Origin of the sequence: Brevibacillus sp. AG, assembly GCF_028369215.1 — a bacterium.
Taxonomy (GTDB): domain Bacteria; phylum Bacillota; class Bacilli; order Brevibacillales; family Brevibacillaceae; genus Brevibacillus; species Brevibacillus porteri.
Map to the genome: position 1 here is coordinate 259,376 of NZ_JAQMYO010000004.1, position 25,528 is coordinate 284,903.

Consider the following 25,528-nt stretch of genomic DNA (forward strand, 5'->3'; position numbering starts at 1 on the left):
AGGGATGAAACATTTTGATGAGCGAAAGGGAGATGGACGTGAGTAGAAGCAAGCAATGGTGGCTGTGGATCGCGCTCGGTGTTGTTATGCTTGCCGTCGGGATCAGTGCGTGGGGTACAGCCAGTGCCCATGAAGTAAGAGTGGTGTACGTCTATAGTAATAGCTGCGGATATTGTACGGAGTTCGGCCCGACATTCGAGAGAGTTGTGAAGGCGTATCCACCGGAAATGATTCAACGACTGGATATCCATAAGCAGAAAGAGCTAGATGAAGCGTCGCGACTCGGTGCAGAGGCAACCCCCACTGTTTTTGTCGTCGAAAAAGGGAAGGTGGTCGACAAGCTGGAAGGAGCCGTACCCGAGAATACGTTGCGAAGCTTTTTGCAAAGGAACCTAAATCAGACACTTTCTAAAAATGGATAATATAGGTAAAATATCCGGTAAAGAGGGGGTCATTCCATGAACAGACGTGTAATGATGTCATACCTACTAGCATCTGTACTAGCAATGGCAGGGTTTATTGGAGTTGCTGACAGTCATACGGTAAAAGCTGCTGCGCAAGCGAAGGACTACGCTTCACATACAGCAAAGGCAGCCATTGATTTTGGTGTACAGAAGAAATACTTATGGCTGGATAGCAAGTGGAACTTTTATCCGAATAGTCAAATCACGCAGGGGCAGTTTATCGCGAGTTTAGTAGCCATCCGCGGATTGAAGGAGGTAGCACACGTACCGCAGCTCCCAGCAGGGCACTGGGCGAAGATGAGCTATGAGAAGGCGCAGAAGGCGGGGATTTTGGCGGGGGTGAAGATTGATCCAAACCGTTTACTGACTAAAGAAGAAACAGCATTGCTTGTATTTAATACGTGGAAGCCATACAGAGGTGAAAAAAGCCCGAATCTAACTAATACTGGTGCGTTGGTTACTTGGGGATGGATGAAGCCAGCACCAAATGGACAACCAAAGTTCCGCGAGAATTTGCCAGTGCTTCGGAGTGATGCTGCTGAAACGTTACAATTTATGTGGCTCGATAAATGGCAACTTGAGCAAGGTAAAAAATATGCAGATGAATTTCATAAAAGTTTGAAAGTAGTTAATGGGAAGATTACCGGAAAAGTCCCGAAAGGGGACGGTAACTTCCTGATTAGAGCAATGTTTATCACTAACGGTGATGGAAGAAATGGATTTTTAAATAATGAGTCGTTCTCAGTTCCTGTTAGTACAGTGAATTCCCTTTCTTTCGAAGTAATCAACTCAAAAGACTCAGGAATAGCAGGTGGGTATTGGTATCCCCAACTCCCTAAGCTTGACCGTGAAAATCGAACACAAAAATTCTATCGCTAGTTGAGGGTACTAATATGAATAATAAAATGTACAAGCACAGAAAAGCTCTTTTTTCTGTGCTCTCTTTCTGCCTTTTGATAGGATTGATCGGTATGCATCCACCGACTACTGAGGCTGCACCCAATTTACATGGAATCAAAATCGCCAGTATTGATTCCTACAAGCGACTTGTGCCTAAAAACGGATTCGACACAGTTTATATCCAAACGATACCTGGAAGACTGGGGGCGTCAATAGCCGAAATAGAGGTTGATAGAAGAATTGATGGACAGAAAGTATTGTTATTTTCTGATGTAGATGAAAATGCAGATAAAGGGTGGTACTTCGTAGATGAGTCCGAGGCTTATTATTGGATCAATCGTTTTGGAGGAAACCCTAATTATATTCTCGGTGGTTCTACTAATGTGTACAGTAAAGAAGTTGCTAATCTTACTAATCATAGTAGTCCACCATACCAAGCCTACAACCTCGCAGAATTGGCTGCCGCATCAGGTGGTGCAGGTTATACAAAAGGAGACAACCTTGTCCCGGATGGCAATGGTGGATATAAATCTGTAGGGCATGTCCGAACAACCCCACAACCCAGCGGCAACATAACCACCGACAAAACCAAATACAACCTCAACGAAACAGTTGAGATTCATGCAAATGCCACGGACTTTTCTTACTATGACCGCGGCATTTTTGTATGGTCTTTAAACGTGATCAACAAGACAACGGGACGTGGATACAAAAGCTTCTTGTCTAATCGACAATTCAACGATCCCAGTACCGCCGTTCCCAAGGTAAACGAGACAAGTAGTCCCCCAGGCTACAAGTGGACCTATAAAAATACCGAATATAAGCCTACCGAGCCAGGCGTGTATGAGGTGTCGCTGACAATCACTGACCTGCATCAAAGAAGTCGCCAAGGATCAAGCAGCATAAGCGTTTCGACACCTTACACAGCACAATTCACAGTAGGTGATGTAACCCCACCGGAAAAACCCGATCCCGAAAAGCCTGATCCAGGTCCAGCCTGTTCGATCGGATCAACAAAAACCAAACTGAACATTCAAGTCGTTGGCGATAAGGATATTAAAGACCATAATGCTGTTGCAAGCGGCGGCTCAGATATTGCTGTCGAAAAAAATGCCGAAATCACTCTCTATGCCAATAAATCGGGGAAGTTCACCATGAATGGTTATGATATGAAGCCTGGGGCGAATGGCAACAGGAAAGTCGGGACAGGAAGCATCGGTAGCTCTGGAAGGGTAAAAGTCGTCTACGTCAGTGATGATGGAACCGAATGCTGGGAGAAATATTTGAGAGTCAAGTCGCCAGACGGCGAAGGCTCATGCCCCATCGTTACACTGTCTGCATCAGCAGTGAGAAACGGTGAAACGATTGAGATTATGCCGTTTGACACGCTGACGTTCCGAGCCAAATACACAACCAAATACGGAGATAGCGAGGAAGCATCGCTCAAGTGGGATGTAACACTTCCAAACGGAAAAATTTATACCTTACCAGTCGAGGAAAGTGACAATGGCAGATGGCGATCCTATCATTCCTCCAGCTTAAAACTTCCGTACGGGAATATTCATGACCCGTATGATGTTCAGTTTGAGCGAGGAAAAACGTACAAACTTAAGCTTAACTTCGATGGGACACAGTGGAAGGATCGGCCTGACTGCAATTGGGAAATCACGATCGTAGTAAAAGATGCCTCTTGTACAATAGCGGACCAAAAAAAGGTTAAATTCCTGGTACATAGCGAGCCGCCGCTACCATTTTCTCCAGAAGGCGAACTGATGAATGGATCACCCAGTTCAGGATATACACTGACAGACCCGGTATATTTCAAATACTTTACTGATCTCGGAAACCACTACGATACCAATCTATCGTTTTCCTCGAAGGTATCTGGTACTTGGTATTTGAAGACCCCCGAAGGAAAAACAGCGTTAACCGACAAGCTTGCAGCGGACGAGCCATTCAGGCTCATGTTGCCAGTCACTGTGGATGTTGGTGATGAAATTGTACTGCTGTTCGAGTCCGAGACGGGCTGCACGGGTGAGGTACGATTCACCATTGAATCTGACCAAAAATGCAAGGATATTTTGGTGTCTGTAGAAATTAATCTGAAAAACCAAAAGTGGAGCAAAGAAATTAAACGTGGAGAAACAATTGAATTAGCAGCAGATGAAATTCCAGACGGGTATCGTTTTCACATGTTTTTGTCCGAGGATAGTCACTTTTCGATGAGGTGGTTCGATCCGGCCACAGGAAACTGGGAAAGAAAGCGGAATGGAAAAGAACTGGATGGATCAAACACCTCCACAAATGGACATTGGGTGTATTTTCCGGAAGATGGGAACGATCTTCTTCGAGAAGGTCTGTACAAGGTGCAATTTTACTCAACCCAGAGTGATGGCTGCGACGGTCATTTTTTTGTGCAAATTGGCAAAGGCACTCCAAAGCCGGAAGGAGAGAATTTGCTTATTGTGAAATCGAGCTTTCAAATTGATCCGAAGAGCCCTCAAGCCGCAGGAACCGATGCGACAATTACATTCAACGTGAAGAATGCCGGGAAATTAACGCATGATACGAAATTGGCTGTTCGGTGGGCTAGCTCAGAGAAGGAAACCAGCTTGGATGTGAAGGAATTCAAGCCGGGTGAGGTGCGTAAGATCACGGTTCCGACGAAGTATCCGCAAAAATCGGAGGATTTCATCGCCCATATCAACCCTGCGAAATCCATGCCAGAAAATGAGACGATCTGGACGGACAATCGTGCGGCTTGGCCAGTGAAGATAGTTGGTGGGGAAGTTCCCGAGCCGCCTGGTGGTGGAGACGATTTTGATGGCGGTGAAATTGGATTAGAGATTTATGACAGTGATGGTCGACAGCTACAAAAACTGCCGCTACATGCAGATGGCGTGTGGGAACGTGAGCCTGCTACGATTCGCGTGGTCATTGATCAGACGAAAATAAACGAAGGCTTCCAAAAAACAGAGCAGGAGATCAATCAGAAAATCACACAATTTAAAGCAAAATTGGAGAGTTCAGTCAGCGGGGACAATATCAAAAACGTAACCGTCACTGCGAATCCCGGGTGGATTTCAGATGCCAAGAGCATGGCGGTGTATACACCATCGCAGCTTGATCTGAAGCTGACAGGCCCCGGAGCGCCGATGCAATGGCAGGTAAGCAGTGCATCTACAGGCACAGAGGTCGTGTACACAGGAACCACTGTCCCCACGCAGACGACTTGGCGCCAAGTACTGCAATCGCAAAAGTACAAAGCAGAAATCAACGGCTTTGTCATCGTAATGGATTATCAGATCGATTTTGAACTGTCCTACGAGAACTGCGCGATGAACGACGAAGATGAAGAGGTTTGTGAACCACAGAACATATCCAAAACAATGACAGGACGCTATACCATAACGGTAAAAGGGGGAGCGCGTTCCTTTGAAGTATTTGAGCCGAATGCAACAGGCTCGATTCGCCATACAACCGAATGGGCAGCGTATCATGCCAGGGACCGGTATCCAAACAGCCAGCCAAATGATTACTATGCGGGGGAGCGAATCTTGACACAAGTGGAGCTGCAGGATCGACACCGCCATCCCGTGAGCAACCAGTTTCCTGTCGTGACATCTGCGCGGGCGTGGATTTCAGAAACTGGCTTACGCCAAACGCCGTTACAGTCGTTGTTAGCCTTGCAACAAGCGACCCCCCAGCTCTGGAGAGGACCTTCTTATTCCGCTTCCAAGCTAGGAACTCGTGAAGTGGGGGTAGATACGCCTTTGATGGGGGATAAACAGCATGGCTTCAAAAAGGATGCGAGCTACGCTGTCTATTACTCTGTTTCCTTTCGTTTTGACGTGAACAAGGGCTTCTCCTATCAAAATAAAGCTTCTGGGCAAGGGCACGAGCTAAAAGATTATCAACTACCTTTCCGTATCATTGCAAATGCATGGGAACGACAAGGAATCCGCAACCATACGACACAGTAAAAATATTTGCACCCCCTCTCTGTCTTTTTCTACTGTAAAGCTAGAAAAAGGATGAGGGGGATTTTTGTGGGATTAATCACGCGGCGCTTGCTATGTGCACTTCTCCTATTCGCTTTATGCTTGGGAAATACAGTGGAACAGGGCTGGGCAAATGAACGGGAGATATTCGTAGAGGAGGCGTGGGCATGGATCGACGAGGGAGAGGTGCGTTTTCAGGCACAATTATCGGGTACTCCGGATAAAATCGAGCTGTCTGTCAATCAGAACATCGACAGCAAAACCCGTTCTTTTCACGAGGAGTCTCAGATTTCCCTCGCTGTAATTCCTATGGATGATAGTCCTATCCAGATAACTATGTTCATAGATGATTTAGAAGAGCCGTTACGTAGCTGGGAGCTGTCGTTGCCTGAACACATAGAGCCGACCGTAGATAAAATAAAAATCAAAAAGGCGCCTTGGAATGAAATGGCTGCCGATCAGGGAGAACCGTTAGAGTTGGTTGAACTAGAGATCGAAGACCCAAACGAAGCTCCGCCAGAGCAGGATGCCACCGACGAAGAGCTTTCGCGGCTGGCAGAGGAATTTTATGCGCATTTTTCAGGCGAGAAGAAGCCAGGAGAAGTGGAACTGCGCAGTAGAGAAGCTCGCTTTGAGGTAGAACCGAATGACACCTTGGGAAGCAGATCGGATTGGCTCTTTGATGGAAAGGACAGCCATGGAAAGATTAGCAGCAAAGATGATGTGGATTTTTGGAAAATCAGAGGAACAACAAATGGACAGATGAATATATCCCTCACAGATATTCAGACAAACGAAGACTACGATTTGTATGTGTATGATGAGGAGGAGCGGGAGCTTGCCCGTTCAGAGCAACATGGAAATGAGCCTGAGCTTATCGAGGGACTGGCACTGGAAAAAGACAAATGGTACTACATCAAGGTCGTTGGAAAGCAGGGCTCGTTTTCGAAAGATTACTATTACCGCTTGCGAGCTGATTTTTTCGCGGATCAAGGAGGGGGCAAGGCGGATGGGTACGAGCCGAATGACACAATGGAAGAGGCCTACGAGCTAGATGATTATAAACGAAATATCGTAGGTAATCTTCATTCACAGACAGATGTGGATTTTTACAGCTTATCCGTTAAGCTCTCCTCTACTGTGGAGGTCTCCCTCAAGGATATCCCTACTGGAATGGATATGGACGTATTTCTGCTCGACGAGGCTGGAAAAGTTGTCGCTAGATCCGAGAAAGCGAAGAATTCGGATGAACATATGATCTTCAATGCCTATCCTGGAACCTACAAAGTCAAGGTCATGGCTAGCAAACGCTCGGGATTTACCGCTAACTCGTACAGTCTTTATATTGGAGACAGAACGATCCCAGTTATCTTAATTCCGGGAGTAGGTGGATCGCGACTCGAAGTGGAGCAGAATGGAAAGAGATCGGAAATATGGTTGGCACTTGGCGATAGTCTCATTGGTATTAATGATCCCAAACACCGCAGGCTGCTTTCTTTGGAGCCGATCAAGCCAAACAGTGTAGATGTACAGCCAGTCGTCCGTGATGCGACGATCCACCCGGAAAAAGATGATTTTTACGCCATCGAATATCTTTCCTATGCGCCGTTTTTAAAAGAACTTACCGAACAGTATTACAGCATGGTAAAGGAACTGGAGAAAGCGGGATACAAAAAGCACCGCACCTTATTTGCACTGCCGTACGATTGGCGATACAGCAGCACCAAAAATGCCAACCTTCTAAAAGAAGAAATCGATGCTGCACTGAAAGCAAGCGGGGCAAATCAGGTGCATTTGGTGGCACATAGCATGGGTGGGCTCTTGGTAAAAGAAACACTTCTATCCAACGTGTCCTACCAGCGCAAAGTGAATCGTGTCGTGTATATGGGCACACCTTTCCTTGGATCTCCACGGGCATATCAGGCTCTTAAGCACGGATACAATTTTTCGATCCCTTGGCTGGATGAGGAGACAGGGAAAGTGATTTCCTCTTATGCGCCTGCCGTTTACGAGCTGTTACCCTCCAAAAAATACTTTGAAACGGTTGGCTTCCTGAAAAAGAGTAACATCCAGTACTACACCTACGACGAGTTTTTAAAAGACAAAAATATTCGCCTCGACTATGCACCGCTCGTCCGACATGGCGGCAAGATGCATGAAAAGTGGGATAACAAAACGATCAATGTTCCACAGTATTCCATTGTGGGTACAGGTCAAGTAACACTGCTCGGTTACTTTTATGATTCTTTTTATAACGAATGGTCCCCGATTCTCGATCCTGGCGTTGGAGACGGTACCGTTCCGTATATGAGTGCCAATTACGCCCAGAAGGATATGAAAAAACGTTACTACGTGAAAGGCGAACACGCCAAGCTTCCGACCATACCAGAAGTCATCGACCAAGTAACGCGATTGCTACAGGGAGATGAGGAATTACAACCAGGATTGCGCAATGCTCCGGATCAAAATGCTGACTATCTGTATTACATCATTGCACAAGATGACAAAAGCTTTCCTGAAGTGACGATACAAAAATCCGGCCAGACCTTTACGCTCGACGCCAATAAAAAAGAAGTACGGGAAGACCTGTCTATTGAATATCACGATCGTATCGTTGTCATCCATGTTCGAGACGGTGAAGACCTGGAATTCCAGCCGCCTGTAGCTGTAGAGGGAGAGGAGCCAGCGCGCTTTCTGATCAAACGTTTCTCGTCAGATGATTCGGAGCGGTACAAAGAAACAGGCAGACATTACGTGCTCGATGAGCGTGGACTGGCAGAGGTAGAAGAATCTACGGATTCCTATGATGAGTAGTCATCAAAAGCAAAGGGTGTAAGACAATGGATGATAATTGGTTTGTCTGGTTCATACTCGGTCCTTTCGTATTCTCATTGATGTTTGCGGGGCCTTTGATCGGTTTGCTCATCGCCGCTTTCATTCGCTTCACGTTAGGCTTTCGAGGCTGGCTGATCTTTCTAAGTGTTCTTTTTATCAGCTTTGTGTACTACCTGTTTATTGTTCCCTCTGACACGATGCTAGGTGAACTGTTAGTCATGAAGGTTGCTATGGCTGTCCATACAGCAGTCGTTACGATCCTGATCATGTCGGGCATCGAAAAAATCATCCAGCTCGTAAACAAAAAACGAAACGCCCAAAAGCCCATGGATAAATAACTGGGCACATAGGCAAATTGCGTCATCGCACGTTTTTCGAGTAGAATAAAAAGAAGGAGAATGATTGTCTGGAGGTTGTTCAAATGGATATTTTTGATAATAAAAAAGGTGGTTTTACCATCATGAGTGGAAAAACTGATGTACACGGAGGTTTTGGTCAAGGTGTACTTGACCTGAATGCTGTGTCTTCGGTCATTATTGATGGGGACGAAGCGTACATTGACATGGGTGCCTTGCATGCCAAAAGTTCTGTAGAAAAGGGCATCAAATGGACGATGAATAAAGAAGAAGTACCAAATGGAAAGCCTTATTGGCTCGTTTGGGTAACCGTCGATCGCAATGAAGCTGGTCCTTATTATGCAGGGGCAACCGCGTGCTATATGGAAATCGATAGGGAAGCGCGTCGGGGTTACAAAATTTTGGCAGATCACGTGAATCGCATGGATTACTCCATGAAGAGACGTATTATGCTGTCCGACTTATCCGAGAAGGAAAAAGCCGCTCTGAAAAAGCTTTTGATTGATAATAACGCGGACATGTTTGAGAACTCCACCGAGGAATTAAAGCAAAATTTGTCCTAAAGTTGGAAATCGTGAACGGTCTGTGAACAAATCGTGAAATCAATTGTTCACACAATTGAAGTCAGGTAAACTTATTTCCATATCTGTGTAACATGTACACTAGGTCAACAAACAGGGAGAGAGCCGTCACTCTTTCCCTGTTTGTGTATATAATTTCTTTTATTGATCATAGTTTTTGGGATATCGCGGAACACTAATGGGGATTGAACCAAACTGTTTGACGGAAGGGGCGGTACCCATTGGGAGAAGATCTCCGTGGTAATGAACAATCGCATGATCATTTTGTGAAGCACGGTGGCGTCCATTTCCACACACACGTGACTCCGACCGAGATAAACAACTTTGTGAGTAAGCTCCCTGCTGGAAAAAGGGAAAGCTTGTTTGAAGTATTGGAACAGCTTGATAATGCCGGTCTGATTACAATCGTCAACGACCATGTTTTTGCAGATGGAGATGGAGTCGTGGGCGGCGGGGACAATCAGAGCACGCAAGGTTAATAGGTATATTAAAAAGGACGTACTCGATGAAGAGAAACGTCCTTTTTTCTTTAGTTATTCGGTTTCCACCAACTGCCCATGCGCTGCCAGAAGGTCGCAGAATCTGGCGGCTTTAAAGGTGTCGGTGTCTCATTTGTCGGGATGTGATCCGTGCAGTAATCTTGAGGCTCTGTTCCGCTGGCAAAATAAAAGAGCTGTGGATTCGGACAATGCTCGGTCGCCAGTTTTCCAGAAGCGGGATCGATATAGACAGAAACCACACCAGCTGGCATGTCAAAGAGTGCAGGGGGTTGACCTTTAAGCGCACTTTCCATGAACTGGGCCCAGATTTTTTTGGACAGATAGCCTTCCTTTACATCATCGACCTTTTGATTTTTGTCGTAACCTACCCATACGGTAGAGACTAGCTGCGGAGTGAACCCACTCAGCCAAGCGTCATAATCCGTAGATCCTGTTTTCCCTGCTACCGGTCGGTTCATTTCGCCAGCTACGCGATATCCCGTACCGCCTTGTTCAAATACACTTTGCATCATATTCACTAAGAGAGCAGACGCGACAGGATCGGCTACCTGTGTTTTCTCCGGTTTTTCTTCGACCAAAATGTTGCCCTCACTGTCCTCAATGGAGGTGATAGCAACGGGCTTCACTGCTTGTCCCTTGTTGACAATTGCTGCATAAGCTGCGTTTAACTCCAAGGGGGATATAGGTGAAGTTCCCAGTGCCAGAGAGGGAACTGCTTGCATCGAGCTGGTGATACCTAATTGCATTGCCTGATCCACCACTTTTTGTGGCCCGAGAAAATCAATGGTCTTGACGGCATAAATGTTGTCGGAAGTTTTGATTGCTTCGCGCATGTTGATCAGTGCGTTTGCATATTTTCCACCAAAATTGCCGGGGATGTACTGCTTATTGTTATCGTAGGTAAAAACGGTCGGTTCGCTTTTCATCAAAGTGAGCGGTGTATAGCCGTTTTGCAAGGCTGACAAATACATGATCGGCTTGAAGGAGGAACCGGGCTGCCGCTTGCCAAGCACGCGATTGAACTGACTCACCTTGTAGTCACGTCCACCTACCATCGCTTTAATATAGCCGGTAGTTGGGTCCATGGCGACGAGGGCTACTTGCAAATTCGGATTGTTCTTCGGTAAGACGGAGGCGACAATATCCTCGGCTTTTTTTTGTACGACTGGATCAAGGGTCGTATGGATTTTCAGGCCTCCATGAATAAATTTTTCTTCGTCGATGCCATATTTGTTTTTTACCAAATTGGCGATGTAATCGCGGAAATAAGGAGCTGGCTCGGTTACATTCTCGTTTGTTCGCTGTTTCAGCTTGATTGGTTCCGCGTAGGCTTGCTCTACTTCCTTCGATGTCAGTAGATTGTCACGCTCCATGGCATTCAAAATGAGCTTTTGTCTGGCTTTGGCGCGTTCTAAATCGACAAATGGTGAATAATAAGTAGGACCTTTTGGGATGCCTGCCAGCATGGCGCTCTCTGCAACCGTCAAATCTTTGGCGTTCTTGCCGAAATAGGTTTGGGCAGCAGCTTGTACCCCATAAGCTGAGTGACCATAATAAATCTGATTCACGTACATTTCTAATATTTCATCCTTGCTGTAATTCAGCTCAAGTTGAATCGAAAGCAAAGCTTCTTTGATTTTTCGCTCCCATGTCTTGTCCAAGCTGAGGTACAGATTTCTTGCCAATTGTTGAGTGATGGTGCTGGCACCCTGGCGCTTGTCCATGTTAATGACATCGACATAAGCGGCCATGGCTAATCGTTTCCAATCAAAACCGAAATGTTCGCGGAACGAACGGTCCTCGATCGCAATAGTCGCATCAAGCAATGCGGGTGAAATCTCTGCAAGTGGCACAGAAATCCGGTTCTCGCCACGGTGCATCGTATCCAAAACCTCTCCATTGGAAGCGTAAATCGTCGTGGTTTGCTTCACAAACGTTTCCGGGAGTGGTTGAGAGCGTAAGTACAAAATGAGTAGCAAGATGGCAAAAGAGAAACATAATAGGCTGAGAATGGTAAATTTTACGAATTTCTTAGCCCAACGCAAATAGCGCAGCAATGGGGCTTCGCGAATGACTTCCATGTGTGCCTCTCCTCCTTTCTGCGGTTGAATCAATAAAATAGGACATACTACGTTACTAGTAGTATGTGTCGCTTGCAAGCTGGTTAAACTTTCCTTGCTAGAAAAATATCTTGCAATTTGGAAGACAGCTACTATAATTTTCTTGTTATATGTATTTTCATGCGGTTAATTGAAGGAGGTTACATAGCCATGAACATGGAATTGTGGTACACCGAAAAACAGACGGAAAATCACGGGATAACAACGAAAATTACAGAAACCCTATACAGTGAGAAATCCGAGTTTCAACAAATCGACGTAATTAATACGAAGCAGTTTGGTCGCATGTTAGTGCTCGACGGCATGGTTATGACTACCGATGTCGATGAGTTTGTCTACCATGAAATGATTTCTCATATCGCGTTGAATACGCATCCAAACCCGAAAAAGGTTCTGGTTGTAGGCGGCGGCGATGGCGGTGCTATTCGTGAAATCGTAAAGCACGCGTCTGTAGAAAAAGCAGTTCTGGCTGAAATCGACGGTGGCGTCATTGAGTCTTGCAAAAAATATTTCCCTGAGATTGCGAGTGCATTGACAGGCAATCCGCGTGTAGATGTACAAGTCATCGATGGTATTAAACATATTCATGACCACAAAGGTGAGTACGATGTGATCATGGTTGACTCTACAGAGCCAGTTGGCCCAGCTGTAGGTCTGTTCGAAAAAGGTTTCTACCAAGGCATTCACGATGCTTTGAAACCAGACGGCATCATGGTTGCTCAAACGGAATCTCCTTGGTTCAACCGTGAACTGATCAAGCGCGTGTTCAAAGACCTGAAATCGATCTTCCCGGTTACTCGTCTCTACACTTGCAGCATCCCTACTTATCCATCCGGACTGTGGAGCTTCACCATCGCATCCAAGCAACACGATCCGTTGGAAGTAGATCCAGCGAAAATCAAAGATTTGGGCACCAAATACTACAATGCGGAAGTTCACCACGCTGCTTTCAAACTGCCTAACTTTGTGGCTGAGCTGACCCGCGACTAATCGGGGGAGAACAACACCTATGCGTTTTGACGAAGCATACTCTGGAAATGTTTTTATCCGTAGTCACGGGAATTACGAGGAAAGCCAAGCCGTTATTTACGGTATGCCGATGGACTGGACAGTGAGCTTCCGTCCGGGCTCTCGTTTTGGCCCTGCCCGTATTCGTGAGGTTTCTATCGGTCTGGAAGAGTACAGCCCGTACTTGGACAGGCTGTTGGAAGACATCAAATACTTTGATGCTGGCGATATTCCACTTCCTTTCGGAAACGTGGAAGGTAGCCTGGATGCGATCCGTACATTCGTGGCAAAAGTATTGGCAGATGGCAAGTTCCCATTGGGTCTGGGCGGAGAACACTTGGTTTCCTGGCCAGTATTCCAAGCGGTTTATGAAAAGTACAAGGATATGGTCGTATTCCACTTTGACGCGCATACAGACCTGCGCGACAACTACGAGGGATACGAATACTCCCACTCCACCCCGATCAAAAAGGTATGCAACCTGATCGGCGGCAAAAATGTTTACTCTTTCGGTATCCGCAGCGGTATGAAAGATGAGTTCGAGTGGGCAAAAGAAAACATGCATCTGTACAAATACGATGTACTGGAGCCAGTGAAGCAAGTGCTGCCTACTATCGGCAACCGTCCAATCTACCTGTCGATTGACATCGATGTATTGGACCCTGCGCACGCTCCGGGAACAGGCACAACAGAAGCAGGCGGCATCACGTCTCGTGAGTTGCTCGATACCATTCACTTCATGGCAAACAACGGTGCGAATGTCATCGGTTGTGACCTGGTGGAGGTTGCTCCTGTGTATGACCATAGTGAAATGACGCAAATTGCGGCATCCAAAATCGTTCGCGAGCTGCTCTTGAGCTTTGTGAAATAAGATATCCGCGTAAATAAGCCCCCGGTTTTTGTAAAAGAACCGGGGGCTTTTCTTATTGGTGGTAAACGTTCAATTCAATTAATAAACATTTTAGTTTACAAAGTATAAAATTGTCAGTACAATCATAATAGTGAGATGATTTAACAGTCGACGGAGGTTTTTTTACAAAGGAGTTGTCTGCATGAGAGAAGTATTTGCCTACGCACCATTTCGAAAGCTGTTCTTTTCCAATCTGTTCTCCGGCTTTGGGCAAGGCATGACGATGATCGGGATTGCTTGGTTCCTCGTGGAAACGACAGGCTCTGCTCAACTTTTGGGCTCCACCATGTTTACTTCTGCGGTACTGATGTTTTTCATCGGGCCGTATATCGGGACGCTCATCGATCGTTATTCCCGCAAAAAAATGCTGCTGGTAGAAAACTTGATCGGATTTGGCGTGCTTGGCGTGCTTGCGATCTGGGGCTTTTTCGGAGAGTACACCGAGTGGATGCTGATTGTTATCTATTTGACGACGACTTTTATGTACCAAATTCATTACCCGACGCAGTCCGCACTGGTTCAGGAGACGTTTGAGCCCAAGCATTACAACAGCATCAATAGTCTGCTCGAGATCGAAGGACAGACTGCATCTGTTCTTGCTGGCGCGTTTGCAGGGATTTTGCTTAGCTCCTACGGGCTGCATGTGGTGATTATTTTCAATGCGATTACCTACTTGTTCGCCTTTACCTTGCTGTCTACCATGACGTATACCTTCACGCTGGAAAAAGAAGCGAAGCAAAGCCAGGGTGTCGCTTGGACGGGGCAGCTGATGGAAAGCTGGCGGTACATTCGGCAAAAGAAAGGATTCCTGCTGTTTGGCATATCGGCACTCATGCCCTTCATTGCTGTTATGGCGACGAACTTATTGAAGCCTGTTTACATAAGCCAAACGCTGCAGGAGGGTGTCTCGGTTTATTCACTAGGTGAAGTCACGTATGCACTGGGTGCCGTGGCGGCAGGTCTACTCGTTGCGATCGTCGTTCGCAAGATGGGGCAGCTGGCAGCCATGATCGTCAATACGTTGTTGTTCGCGATTGCCATTGTTGTCATGGTTGCTTTGCCGTATGGCTGGGCATTAATTGCGGCGTACACGTTTTACGGGTGGAGTAACGCTTCCGTGCGCTTGATTCGGCAATCGCTCTATATGACAGTTGTGCCGAAGCATCAGATGGGGCGGGTGATGAGCTTTTTTAACTCAATCGGCATGATGATGCGTTTGGTCCTTATTGGTTTGTTTACGGCTATGATCGATTACACGGGGGCAGGAGTCGGGTACTTGGTGTTGGCAGGTCTGCTGTTGCTTGCGGCGATCGGGATTGCTGCTACCATGAGATACCTGCTGGCTGATGCCAAAGCGGAGGCGGCGGTTGCCACACCAGAGCGATGAAGGGTAGAATGTAGGGATAAATGGGAAGCGAAAGAAAGTGGAGTGTGGAAGCAGCATGCAAGACATACAAGTGAAATTGACGGCGCGGCATCATGTCGAAGGCAACTGGGAAGAAACGACACACAGCTATGAAGGCAAGCGCGTACAAAAGGCATCCGCGTGGTACTTGACCTACAAAGAGCAGATGGAAGGCGTAGGCGAAGTAAGCACGACACTGAAGTTGACAGATACGTCCATTACTCTGGTTCGTCAGGGCGGAGTTTCAACCAGACAGCAATTCGAAAAAGGAGCCAGCACCCATTCTACCTATCAAAGTCCCTATGGTCCGTTTGCAATGGAGACGCATACGAACAAACTGCGAATCCGCTACGAAGCAGAGGTTCCTGTACAGGTAGAAATCGCGTACCAGCTATGGATGAATGAGCAGTATGCTGGTGAGCATGAGCTGAAAATCGAGCTAGGAAAATAAGCCGCCCTTTGCAAGGGCGGTTTTTTGCACGTACAATAGGATTACTTGCGGCTGAAGTGAAAGGGGGATACAGCATGTTTGTACTCACAAATGGACTAATAGCCGGTCTGGGTCTTGCTGCTTTTTTGGCGCTCGGAGATGGTTTGTTTGATACCAATACCTTTCCCGTTTTAATTGATGTCAGCTATGTACCGGGCATGGAAAACCTGCCCTCTATTGTAGAACTATTGATTCATCTGCTGATTAGTGTGATCGTCGCCTTTTTTCTCATGCACTTTTACCCGCGGGAACGAAAAGCCCGATCGGTACGATACTTGCTGTACTGGATGCTCGGTTTTTCTGTCGCGTTTTTCCCATTTAGCCTGTTGAGTCAATCCGCGATGAGTTTGACAGCGTTTTTCATCTGGGTATTGGGACATTTATTGTATACCGCAATGCTTGCCATTCAGGTAGGGCGTAATCGATAATCTTGTAAAAGTGCCGAATATTCGGCGAAGTGATGATTTTTTGGCAGCATGAATGGAAGGAAGGAGTGAAAGCCAGGATGCCGTTGTCAGATACGGTAGAAATGTTGCAGGCGATCTTGGGCGCTATCGATGAAGGAATTCACGTTGTGGACGCTAATGGCATTACGATTTTCTACAATCACGTCGCAGCTAAGCTCGATGGGCTGACCTCAGAAGAGGTGTTGGGGAAGCCATTGTTGGAGGTTTTTCCTTCGCTTGATCGACAGTCGAGTACCCTGCTTCGTGTCATCGATAGTGGCGAATCAATCTACAACCAGACACAGACATATAAGAACTGGAAGGGAATGCGCGTAGAGACAATCAACACGACACTTCCAGTGAGAGTAGGCAAAAGGTTAGTCGGGGCAGTCGAGGTGGCGAAGGATATCGGCAAGCTAAAAGAACTGTCGGAGCGTTTGGTTGATCTTCAGGCCCAGATTAGCAAGCCGAAACGGACAAAACGCTCGGTGGATGAAACGACTTTCCATTTCGAAGACATTTTGACGATGAGTGAAAAAATGAAGCGCCTCAAAGAACGCGCTCGAAAAGCTGCGCGGACAACTTCTCCCGTGTTGATATACGGCGAAACCGGGACGGGAAAAGAACTGTTTGTCCAATCTATTCACCACGCGTCTGTCCGCAGCAGTAAGCCATTCATCGCGCAAAACTGTGCCGCACTGCCGGCCGCGCTGCTCGAAAGCTTGCTGTTTGGCACGACAAAAGGAAGCTTCACAGGAGCCGATGATCGGCCAGGGTTATTCGAGCTGGCGGACGGTGGTACTCTATTTCTGGATGAACTGAACAGCATGCCGCTCGATTTGCAAGCAAAGCTGCTGCGAGTCCTCCAGGACGGTCAGATCAGACGGATCGGCGGGAGCCAGTCGACCAAAGTGGATGTACGAGTAATCGCCGCAGTCAACGAAGCACCACGGTCACTCGTGGAGCGAGGAATCATGCGAACCGACCTGTATTACCGGATCAACGTCGTCTCTTTTGAGCTGCCGCCATTGCGCGAGCGCAGAGAAGATGTGGATATGCTGATCGATCATTTCTTGCAAAAGTTCAACCGGATCTTCGGTATGAATGTGCGTGGAATCAGCGATGAAGTGGCTAGTTTGTTTGCTGCGTATGATTGGCCGGGGAACGTACGTGAACTGGAACATGTCATAGAAGCAGCCATGAATATGGTGGAGTCGGACATCATTTTGTTGGATCATCTTCCAGCTCATTTGCTGGAACGCTCGCAGTCTGAGAAAAATGAAGCACCTATTTCGGCACAACTTTTATCAAAGGAAGGCTGTACGCTGCCCGAGATTTTGCGTGAGGTAGAGGAAAAGGTGATCAAAGATGCGATGCAGCAAACGGACGGCAATGTACTTCGTGCTGCCAAGCTCTTGGGCATCCCCAGACAGACACTGCAATACAAGCTCTCGCAGCGGATGATCCCTCCCTGTTGATTGCCGAAAATTCGGCATACTCGCGAAGGATCAAATGGATAAGAAGCGCTCACGAAACGCTCTATTCCTTATTTTCTAAATCTTTTGATTTGTTGGCATGGCACTTGCATCTCTTGTTGGTTGAGTGAAACGAAGAGGTTCACCATAAGACGAGGGGAGACGGGATGCACATGACAGTAGCGACAAAACGCGATTGGCGTTCGATAGAACTTTGGAAGGATGTCACGGACGAGCAATGGAATGACTGGATGTGGCAGCTTACGCACACCATCAAGACGGTCGATGATTTGAAGCAGGTAATCAACCTGACACCGGAAGAGGAAGAGGGCGTACGTATTTCTACGCAAACCATTCCACTCAATATCACACCGTACTATGCTCATCTGATGGATCCAGACGATCCAAGCGATCCGGTTCGCATGCAGTCTGTACCTTTGTCCTCTGAGATGGTTCGTACCAAATACGACATGGAAGACCCACTTCACGAGGATACCGATTCTCCTGTACCTGGTCTGACACATCGTTATCCAGATCGCGTGCTTTTCCTGGTGACGAACCAATGCTCCATGTATTGCCGTTACTGTACGCGCCGTCGCTTTTCCGGCCAGATCGGCATGGGCGTACCAAAGAAACAGCTGGATGCCTGTATCGATTACATCCGCTCAAGACCAGAAGTCCGCGATGTACTGCTCTCCGGTGGAGACGGTTTGTTGATCAATGACCGTGTATTGGAATACATCATCAGCAGCCTGCGCGACATCCCGCATGTTGAAATTATTCGGATCGGTACGCGTGCACCCGTTGTATTCCCGCAGCGCATTACCGAAAACCTGTGCAATATCCTGAAAAAATACCATCCAGTTTGGCTCAATACACACTTTAACCATCCGAAAGAAATTACACCGGAAGCGAAGCTAGCTTGCGAAATGCTCGCCAACGCTGGTGTTCCGCTCGGCAACCAAGCAGTTATTTTGGCTGGTATCAACGATTGTGCGAATACGATGAAAAAGCTGGTGCAGGACCTGGTCAAAATCCGCGTTCGCCCGTATTACATCTATCAATGCGACCTGTCAGAGGGAATCGGACACTTCCGCGCGCCTGTCAGCAAAGGGATCGAAATCATTGAGCACCTGCGCGGCCATACTTCCGGCTATGCAGTTCCGACCTTTGTAGTAGACGCTCCACACGGCGGAGGCAAAATTCCAGTTAGTCCGAACTACATCATCTCGCAAGCATCTGATAAAGTTGTGCTGCGTAATTTTGAAGGCGTTATCACGTCCTATCCAGAGCCGAAGCAATACCACGAGCACGACGAGGAAAATTGCGAATACTGCAAGGCTGCAAAAGGCAAAGCGGTTGGTATCGCAGCACTCATGCAAGACGAGGTAGACAATCTGGAGCCGACTGATCTGCCGCGTAACAAGCGCATCAAAGCAACCAAGGTCAAATCACTCGCAGATGTACGGTCAGAGCAAAAGGCCAAGAAAGACCAACCTACTGCCGAGACGAAGGAAGCCTCAGGAAAATAAACATGATCAACAGCTACCCGTATGAAGGTAGCTGTTTCTTTTTTTTCGTAAGAATATTTCCAACTCTTCGAAGAGGATGGATGATTCGCAACTTGTGTGATAAGATCGAGTTGTATTCATTATGAGCGGTCGCTCAGTATCGTTGCATTTTTCGAAAAAAATAAACGGACTGACTGAATACTCATTCATTTATTTCCATGATTCTGATAAGATAGAAAAAACGATTTCCACGTCCAAAGACAAACTCGCAATAGAGGGGAGTAGAAAACATGCTGGCACTCATTAATTTGATCGCCTTTTTCCTGGTTCTCGCTTACGGGCTGTATTTAGCCGGGCATGTCGTGTACAGCAGATACTTGTTTATCAAGCTGGGGAAAAAGCCGGATGTGAAAAATGACTTTGGGGCACGCATCAATCTGATGCTGGACAACGTCATTTTCCACAAGAAGCTGTTGAAGGACAAAAAGAGCGGCGTGATGCACGTTGTGATGTTTTACGGCTTTATCACCCTGCAATTCGGAGCCATCGAGCTGGTTATCAAAGGGCTTTCGAAAGGCTACGAGCTTCCTTTTGGTAGCGCCCACAAATACTTCTCTGTCATGCAGGAGATCACCACATTTCTCATTTTGGCTGCGGTCGGCTACGCTTTCTACCGCCGCTATATCGAAAAGCTCAAGCGTCTGAAGCGCGGCTTCAAATCGGGGATTGTCCTCTTGCTGATTTCCTCCCTGATGGCGACTGTGTTGTTCTCGCTCGCTTTTGAACAAATTTGGCTCGGACATGAGCCGTCGGCGTTCGCTCCGATCTCATCTGTTTTCGCGATCGTACTCTCTGCGATTGGAGTAGGGACAACAGGTGCAGTGGTAGGCTTTTACGTTTTCTGGTGGCTGCATCTGATCATCCTGCTCGGTTTCGCGGTGTATGTGCCGCAGTCCAAGCACGCGCATTTGCTGTTTGCTCCTGTCAACGTGTGGTTCAAGAAGCTGGACCCGCCAGGTAAGCTGACCAGCATCAACTTCGAGGACGAGACGCAGGAAGAATTTGGTGTCGGCAAAATCGAGGATTTTACGCAAACGCAGCTCATCGACCTGTACGCTTGTGTGGAGTGTGGTCGCTGCACAAATATGTGCCCGGCCTCTGGAACGGGAAAAATGCTCTCCCCAATGGATTTGATTACGAAAATGCGCGACCATTTGACCGAAAAAGGTGCGTCGGTGACATCGCGTACACCATGGATGCCTAACTTCGCCTTTTCGCAGACGACTGCCAACCAGATTGCAATCCAAGCATCTGAAGTAGCGGCGACAGCGGAAGGAGCAACTGCAGTCTATGAGAAAAGCTTGATCGGCGATGTCATTACCGAGCAGGAGCTGTGGGCTTGTACGACCTGTCGCAACTGTGAAGACCAATGCCCGGTGATGAACGAGCACGTAGATAAAATCATCGATATGCGCCGCTACTTGGTCATGACAGAAGGCAGCATGCCAGCAGAAGCGCAGCGCGCCTTGAACAATATCGAGCGTCAGGGCAACCCGTGGGGAATTAACCGCAAAGACCGGACGAAATGGATTGAAGGTCTGAACGGTGAGTACGAGGTGCCAACTGTGAAGCAGGTCGAAGAATTCGAGTACTTGTTCTGGGTAGGCTCGATGGGATCATTTGACTTGCGTAGCCAAAAAATCTCGCAGGCATTTGTGAAGCTCATGCACGAAGCGGGTGTGAAGTTCGCCATTTTGGGCAACGAGGAAAAGAACTCTGGCGATACGGCCCGCCGTATTGGTAACGAGTTCTTGTTCCAGCAGCTCGCCCAAGAAAATATTGCCTTGTTTGAAGCGTATGAAGTGAAAAAAATCGTCACCTGCGACCCGCACGCGTTCAATACGTTTAAGAACGAATATCCGGAGTTTGGATTGAATGCAGAGGTGTACCACCACTCCGAGCTGTTGGCGGAGTGGGTGAAGGAAGGCAAATTGAAGCCAACCAAGGAAGTCAAGGAACGCATCACCTACCACGATTCCTGCTACCTGGGCCGCTACAACGAAATTTACGACAAGCCACGTGTAATTCTCGAAGCCATTCCTGGCGTAGAGGTGGTCGAGATGAAGCGCAGCGGCTGCGACAGTATGTGCTGTGGAGCGGGCGGCGGCTTGATGTGGATGGAGGAACATGAGGGCTCTCGTGTCAACGTTACACGTACGGAGCAAGCTCTGGAGGTCAAGCCGACGGAAATCGCCAGTGCATGCCCATACTGCCTGACGATGATGAACGACGGAATTAAGACCAAAGAGCAGGAAGATCACGTCAAAACACGCGACGTCGCGGAAATTCTCGCAGACGCCATCTAGGTTCATACCATGCGCAAGTCTCGGTGCTGATCAAGCGACGAGGCTTGCGCATTATTTTTTTGCAAAAAAACTGTAAGATAGAGGAGCCAGCTGAATCTAAAGGAGTGGGAAGGGAGTGAGGAAGCTGGAGCTTGCAGAGAAAGGCTTAACCAAAACAAAAGAGGCATTATTTGATGAATTGATCCGGCACTATCTGAAAAAGGTGTTGCGACTCGTCTATTTGATGGTCAAGGACCGCAGCCTTGCAGAGGATATCACACAGGAAGTGTTCCTGTTAGCTTACAAAAACTTGGGGAAATTCCGCCAAGAGAGCTCGATGCAAACATGGGTGTACCGCATCGCTGTCAACGAAGCGAAAAAACACCTGCGCTCGTGGTCGTTCCGTCACCTGTTTTTCAAACCGGAAGTGGACATAGAGGTAGTCGAGGGAGCAGAGTCGACCGTTTTGCAAAATGACCTTCGCACCCGTTTTGCTCATCTTGTCATGAAGCTGCCGCATAGCTATCGTCAGTTGATTGTCCTTCACTACTACGAGGAGTTGTCCGTAGAGGAGATCGCGGTCATTTTGGATACGTCCGCAGGAGCGATTTATACGAAAATGCACCGCGCACGCCAGAAACTTAAAGCGCTCCTGGAAAAGGAGGGGATCGAATGAACTTGGATAAATTGCTGGAGGAATTCAAGGAAACGGCTGACCGGACACTGTTGCGTGGAATGGACAATACAACTAACTTGGAGGAGCGGATTCGCATGAATATCGAGAAGAAAGGCAAGAAAAGGTTTCGTTTCATCTACCCTGTAAGCGCAGCACTTGTTGCGGTTGTGCTTGTCATTGGGTTTGCCCCTTATTTGCTGCAAAAGGAAAGCACGAGTACACATACGCCGAACGGAACGTCTGCTGAGCCAGGTACCCATCAAAAGCCCGATCCAAAGGCTCACCCAGCTTCTGATGATCAGGTGATTATGGGAACGGTAGATGAGATCATCGATGTCTTGCGTGTTGGGATGACACAAGACCAAATCAAAGCCAAGATTTCGTTCCCTTACACAGTTGTAGACAATTATGGCGGAAGCGGGGACGATGGCACAGAAGAGTACTGGGGCTATTCGATTCTCGCAAAAGAAGGATATCAGCGAAAAGACTGGACAATGATCGAGACGGAGGCTCTGCTAAAAAGAGACGTGGGCTTGGAGATGTTTGTTGGATGGAAGGATAAAAAGCTTTATTGGTATACCATAAGCTATGTCCAAGGCAAAGAGGTCTACCTTTTCAAAATGAACAGCAACGGTACCGTTAATGAGGATGTCGTAGATGTCCCACAGGATGGCACACAAACACCAATAGCTACGTCCGTATTTGATTTAAAGCCAGAGGAACAGGATCGTTATTACAATTACATGTATGAGAAAAAAGATGAGCTTTTGCGTGGTTTATCTCCAATCGATGTATTGAAGCTGTATGTGCAAGCACAGCAAGAGGGTCAGCTCGAAATGCAGTACGCTTTGCATATCGAGGACGATGGATCAGAGAAGCCAACACCGGAGCAATACTTGGAAGATATGAAGAAAGATCCGGTTGGAGCACGAAATAGCTGGAAGCAGTTGAAAAAGATGCGAGACTTGGCAAGTGACATAACGCTTGAGCAAACGTCTGACAAGGAAGCGGTTGTATGGGTGGCCTTCAAGGACAACAGTGATAAGGTTGCCTATAAAATGCAGAAAAACAAACAAGGCTTCTGGAAACTAAGCTGGATGGCACGACAATAGCAAGAACAGCCTGACTCTCCCAAAAGTCAGGCTGCTCTTTTTTTCATTATTGATTGACTATTCGTACGGAAGACGGCAAAATAAAAGTATGCAAAATGAACGAACGCTCGATCGATTTAGTTTTTGTTGATGTGAAAATCATCCGAATGGAGGTCATTCGATGAAAACGGTCATTGTTGGGGCAGCGCGTACCCCGTTTGGTAAGTTTGGTGGAGCTTTGAAAGCGTTATCGGCAGTTGAGCTCGGTTCCATTGTAATCAAGGAAGCGGTAGAGCGCGCCGGCATTTCCGGCGATCAGGTGGACGAAGTGATCATGGGCATGGTCTTGCAGGCAGGTGCGGGTCAGGTGCCCTCACGCCAGGCGGCTCGTAAGGCTGGTTTGCCATGGAATGTAGCGAGCGAGACGATTAACAAGGTATGTGCGTCAGGGATGCGTGCAGTGACGCTGGGGGACCAGATCATTCGCGCAGGAGACGGAGAAATCATCGTCGCTGGTGGCATGGAGAGCATGAGCAACGCACCGTACGCACTGCCGGATGCACGCAACGGGATGAGGATGGGAGATGCAACGGTTCGCGACCTCATGATGTATGACGGCCTCACTTGCCCGTTTCATCAAGTGGCGATGGCTGTCCACGGCAGCAATGTGGCAGAAGAGAACGGGATTACGCGAGAAGAGCAGGATGCATGGGCACTGCGCAGTCAGCAGAGAGCTGCTCAAGCGATGGAAAAAGGACTTTTTGCCGAAGAGCTAGTATCGGTTTCCATTCCGCAAAGAAAAGGGGAGCCGCTGCAAGTAATCGTGGATGAAGGACCACGTCCAGATACCACCGAGGAAGGATTGGCGAAGCTGCCTCCTGTGTACAAAAAGGACGGGACGATCACGGCAGGCAATGCTCCAGGAATCAACGACGGAGCGGCAGCGATGGTGTTGATGTCGGATGCAAAAGCGCAGCAACTGGGTATCAAGCCGCTTGCGACGATTCTTGGTCACGCCGAGGTCGGTGCAGATGCACCTTATATCGCGACAACTCCGGGGCTTGCCATTAACAAGCTTCTGGAGAAGACAGGAGTAGCTCTTTCTGACATCGATTTATTCGAGGTGAACGAAGCGTTTGCTGCGGTGATTTTGACAAGTGGCAAAATCGTTGGCTGGGACGCAGAGAAAGTGAATGTAAACGGGGGAGCGATTGCGTTCGGACACCCGATTGGCGCGAGTGGTGCTCGGATTATTATGCACCTCGTCTATGAATTAAAAAGACGAGGCGGCGGCTTAGGGATCGCGGCAATTTGCAGTGGTGCCGCACAGGGTGACGCCATCTTGATTAAAGTAGAGTAAGGGAGGCCTTTTTGCATGAACGTACAAACGATTATGGTCATCGGGGCAGGACAGATGGGCAGTGGGATTGCCCAGGTAGCAGCGCAGGCTGGCTTTCGTGTTTATTTGAACGACGTTCAGCAGGCGTTTGTGGAACGCGGTCTTGCTACGATTACGAAAAACTTGTCGCGCAACGTGGAAAAAGGCAAGCTCAGCGAAGCGGAAAAGGAAGCCATTCTCGGACGTTTGACGCTGTCTACCGATCTGGCTGATGCATCTGATGCAGATTTTGTGGTAGAAGCGGTGACGGAAAACATGGCGGTCAAAACGCAAATTTTTTCCAAGCTGGACGAGGTATGTCCGCCACATACGGTGCTTGCGAGCAATACATCCTCCCTGCCAATTACCGAAATTGCGGCAGTGACGAAGCGGCCGGAAAAAGTAATTGGCATGCACTTCATGAACCCCGTTCCCGTGATGAAGCTGGTTGAGATCATCCGCGGCCTGCAAACATCCGATGAGGTTTATCAGCTGACAGAAGATTTGTCCAAGCAAATGAGCAAGGTACCCGTGAGCGTAAACGATTTCCCTGGTTTTGTGTCCAATCGGGTATTGATGCCCATGCTGAATGAAGCGATTTATTGTGTGTACGAGGGAGTTGCAACACCGGAAGCGATCGATGAAGTCATGAAGCTGGGCATGAACCATCCGATGGGGCCACTTCAGCTGGCTGATTTCATCGGGCTGGACACTTGCCTCTACATTATGGAGGTACTGCACGAAGGGTTCGGTGATTCGAAATACCGCCCATGCCCGTTGCTGCGCAAGTACGTCAAAGCAGGATGGCTAGGCAAAAAATCCGGTCGTGGTTTCTACGTGTACAACTAGGCAAGGTAGTTCAAAAATTCGTCTTTTGATCACGAAGTAGTACTGAAAGCGTATGCCACGTCGAAAGTGGCGTTCACCTTTGAAGTCCGGTGCTCATGTAGTTCTCTACATTCCGCTCCTCCTTCTTCAGGTTCTCGCCACTTTCTCGGTGCTGAAATGACGACTTTTTGAACTTTTGCTAGAGAGG

At 47.8% G+C, this 25,528-nt stretch carries 20 protein-coding genes; 19 read left to right on the plus strand and 1 reads right to left on the minus strand.

Features of this window, described 5'->3' with window-relative positions; all coding sequences use genetic code 11:
• Positions 1–32: 32 nt before the first annotated feature.
• The 7 genes from POF51_RS12570 (at position 33) to POF51_RS12600 (ending at position 9,616) form a co-directional block, all read left to right on the plus strand.
• Complete coding sequence (locus tag POF51_RS12570) at positions 33–422, plus strand: thioredoxin family protein (protein WP_069851216.1); 390 nt, start codon at positions 33–35, stop codon at positions 420–422.
• 36 nt (positions 423–458) lie between these two features.
• Positions 459–1,343, plus strand: coding sequence for an S-layer homology domain-containing protein (locus POF51_RS12575; protein WP_271755454.1), 885 nt, complete (start codon positions 459–461; stop codon positions 1,341–1,343).
• A 92-nt stretch (positions 1,344–1,435) separates the two neighbouring features.
• On the plus strand, positions 1,436–5,347 hold the full coding sequence (locus POF51_RS12580; RefSeq protein WP_271755456.1) for an ABC transporter permease: 3,912 nt from the start codon (positions 1,436–1,438) through the stop codon (positions 5,345–5,347).
• 66 nt (positions 5,348–5,413) lie between these two features.
• Positions 5,414–8,179 carry a lipase/acyltransferase domain-containing protein gene (locus tag POF51_RS12585; RefSeq protein ID WP_271755458.1) on the plus strand — a complete coding sequence of 922 codons (2,766 nt, stop codon included), beginning with the start codon at positions 5,414–5,416 and terminating at the stop codon, positions 8,177–8,179.
• Positions 8,180–8,205: 26 nt separating this feature from the next.
• A complete protein-coding gene (locus tag POF51_RS12590; RefSeq protein ID WP_069851086.1) occupies positions 8,206–8,538 on the plus strand; it encodes a hypothetical protein in 333 nt (110 codons plus the stop codon).
• Between the two features lie 83 nt (positions 8,539–8,621).
• Positions 8,622–9,119, plus strand: a complete 498-nt coding sequence (locus POF51_RS12595) for a YwhD family protein (protein ID WP_069851084.1) — start codon at positions 8,622–8,624, stop codon at positions 9,117–9,119.
• 239 nt (positions 9,120–9,358) lie between these two features.
• Complete coding sequence (locus tag POF51_RS12600; RefSeq protein WP_017252414.1) at positions 9,359–9,616, plus strand: hypothetical protein; 258 nt, start codon at positions 9,359–9,361, stop codon at positions 9,614–9,616.
• A gap of 50 nt (positions 9,617–9,666) precedes the next feature.
• On the opposite strand, the gene POF51_RS12605 is transcribed toward POF51_RS12600, so the two are convergent.
• Positions 9,667–11,718, minus strand: coding sequence for a transglycosylase domain-containing protein (locus tag POF51_RS12605; RefSeq protein WP_069851082.1), 2,052 nt, complete (start codon positions 11,716–11,718; stop codon positions 9,667–9,669).
• A 195-nt stretch (positions 11,719–11,913) separates the two neighbouring features.
• Here POF51_RS12605 and speE point away from each other — a divergent pair, with 195 nt between their 5' ends.
• The 12 genes from speE to POF51_RS12665 all read left to right on the plus strand — a co-directional run bounded on the left by speE (position 11,914) and on the right by POF51_RS12665 (position 25,341).
• Positions 11,914–12,747: a polyamine aminopropyltransferase gene (gene speE, locus POF51_RS12610; protein WP_026043396.1), complete on the plus strand. Its 834-nt coding sequence runs from the start codon at positions 11,914–11,916 to the stop codon at positions 12,745–12,747.
• A gap of 19 nt (positions 12,748–12,766) precedes the next feature.
• Positions 12,767–13,636 (plus strand): agmatinase, encoded by an 870-nt coding sequence (speB, locus tag POF51_RS12615; RefSeq protein ID WP_017252411.1) that lies wholly within the window; start codon positions 12,767–12,769, stop codon positions 13,634–13,636.
• 181 nt (positions 13,637–13,817) lie between these two features.
• On the plus strand, positions 13,818–15,062 hold the full coding sequence (locus tag POF51_RS12620) for an MFS transporter (RefSeq protein ID WP_069851080.1): 1,245 nt from the start codon (positions 13,818–13,820) through the stop codon (positions 15,060–15,062).
• A 55-nt stretch (positions 15,063–15,117) separates the two neighbouring features.
• Positions 15,118–15,531 (plus strand): DUF1934 domain-containing protein, encoded by a 414-nt coding sequence (locus tag POF51_RS12625; RefSeq protein ID WP_047069857.1) that lies wholly within the window; start codon positions 15,118–15,120, stop codon positions 15,529–15,531.
• A gap of 74 nt (positions 15,532–15,605) precedes the next feature.
• A complete protein-coding gene (locus tag POF51_RS12630; RefSeq protein WP_017252408.1) occupies positions 15,606–15,998 on the plus strand; it encodes a membrane protein in 393 nt (130 codons plus the stop codon).
• Positions 15,999–16,075: 77 nt separating this feature from the next.
• Positions 16,076–17,494 (plus strand): sigma-54 interaction domain-containing protein, encoded by a 1,419-nt coding sequence (locus POF51_RS12635; RefSeq protein ID WP_069851075.1) that lies wholly within the window; start codon positions 16,076–16,078, stop codon positions 17,492–17,494.
• A gap of 164 nt (positions 17,495–17,658) precedes the next feature.
• A complete protein-coding gene (gene ablA / locus POF51_RS12640) occupies positions 17,659–19,023 on the plus strand; it encodes a lysine 2,3-aminomutase (protein ID WP_069851073.1) in 1,365 nt (454 codons plus the stop codon).
• A 269-nt stretch (positions 19,024–19,292) separates the two neighbouring features.
• The gene (locus tag POF51_RS12645) at positions 19,293–21,368 is read left to right on the plus strand and encodes a heterodisulfide reductase-related iron-sulfur binding cluster (RefSeq protein WP_174230849.1); all 2,076 of its coding nucleotides are present in this window, start codon (positions 19,293–19,295) and stop codon (positions 21,366–21,368) included.
• Between the two features lie 115 nt (positions 21,369–21,483).
• Entirely contained in the window at positions 21,484–22,023 is a 540-nt protein-coding gene (locus POF51_RS12650) for a sigma-70 family RNA polymerase sigma factor (protein WP_069851069.1), read from the plus strand.
• Complete coding sequence (locus tag POF51_RS12655) at positions 22,020–23,135, plus strand: hypothetical protein (protein WP_271755469.1); 1,116 nt, start codon at positions 22,020–22,022, stop codon at positions 23,133–23,135. The genes POF51_RS12650 and POF51_RS12655 overlap by 4 nt, the downstream gene beginning before the upstream one ends.
• Before the next feature lie 160 nt (positions 23,136–23,295).
• Positions 23,296–24,474: an acetyl-CoA C-acetyltransferase gene (locus tag POF51_RS12660; RefSeq protein ID WP_069851065.1), complete on the plus strand. Its 1,179-nt coding sequence runs from the start codon at positions 23,296–23,298 to the stop codon at positions 24,472–24,474.
• Between the two features lie 15 nt (positions 24,475–24,489).
• Positions 24,490–25,341, plus strand: a complete 852-nt coding sequence (locus POF51_RS12665) for a 3-hydroxybutyryl-CoA dehydrogenase (RefSeq protein ID WP_069851063.1) — start codon at positions 24,490–24,492, stop codon at positions 25,339–25,341.
• The last annotated feature ends 187 nt before the right edge of the window (positions 25,342–25,528 follow it).

Bases quoted from the DNA above. Each gene is read 5' to 3' on its own strand.
- POF51_RS12570 (WP_069851216.1), top strand. From the start codon at position 33: ATGGACGTGAGTAGAAGCAAGCAATGGTGGCTGTGGATCGCGCTCGGT.
- POF51_RS12575 (WP_271755454.1), top strand. From the start codon at position 459: ATGAACAGACGTGTAATGATGTCATACCTACTAGCATCTGTACTAGCA.
- POF51_RS12580 (WP_271755456.1), top strand. From the start codon at position 1,436: ATGCATCCACCGACTACTGAGGCTGCACCCAATTTACATGGAATCAAA.
- POF51_RS12590 (WP_069851086.1), top strand. From the start codon at position 8,206: ATGGATGATAATTGGTTTGTCTGGTTCATACTCGGTCCTTTCGTATTC.
- POF51_RS12595 (WP_069851084.1), top strand. From the start codon at position 8,622: ATGGATATTTTTGATAATAAAAAAGGTGGTTTTACCATCATGAGTGGA.
- POF51_RS12605 (WP_069851082.1), bottom strand. From the start codon at position 11,718: ATGGAAGTCATTCGCGAAGCCCCATTGCTGCGCTATTTGCGTTGGGCT.
- speE (WP_026043396.1), top strand. From the start codon at position 11,914: ATGGAATTGTGGTACACCGAAAAACAGACGGAAAATCACGGGATAACA.
- speB (WP_017252411.1), top strand. From the start codon at position 12,767: ATGCGTTTTGACGAAGCATACTCTGGAAATGTTTTTATCCGTAGTCAC.
- POF51_RS12620 (WP_069851080.1), top strand. From the start codon at position 13,818: ATGAGAGAAGTATTTGCCTACGCACCATTTCGAAAGCTGTTCTTTTCC.
- POF51_RS12625 (WP_047069857.1), top strand. From the start codon at position 15,118: ATGCAAGACATACAAGTGAAATTGACGGCGCGGCATCATGTCGAAGGC.
- POF51_RS12630 (WP_017252408.1), top strand. From the start codon at position 15,606: ATGTTTGTACTCACAAATGGACTAATAGCCGGTCTGGGTCTTGCTGCT.
- POF51_RS12635 (WP_069851075.1), top strand. From the start codon at position 16,076: ATGCCGTTGTCAGATACGGTAGAAATGTTGCAGGCGATCTTGGGCGCT.
- ablA (WP_069851073.1), top strand. From the start codon at position 17,659: ATGCACATGACAGTAGCGACAAAACGCGATTGGCGTTCGATAGAACTT.
- POF51_RS12645 (WP_174230849.1), top strand. From the start codon at position 19,293: ATGCTGGCACTCATTAATTTGATCGCCTTTTTCCTGGTTCTCGCTTAC.
- POF51_RS12655 (WP_271755469.1), top strand. From the start codon at position 22,020: ATGAACTTGGATAAATTGCTGGAGGAATTCAAGGAAACGGCTGACCGG.
- POF51_RS12660 (WP_069851065.1), top strand. From the start codon at position 23,296: ATGAAAACGGTCATTGTTGGGGCAGCGCGTACCCCGTTTGGTAAGTTT.
- POF51_RS12665 (WP_069851063.1), top strand. From the start codon at position 24,490: ATGAACGTACAAACGATTATGGTCATCGGGGCAGGACAGATGGGCAGT.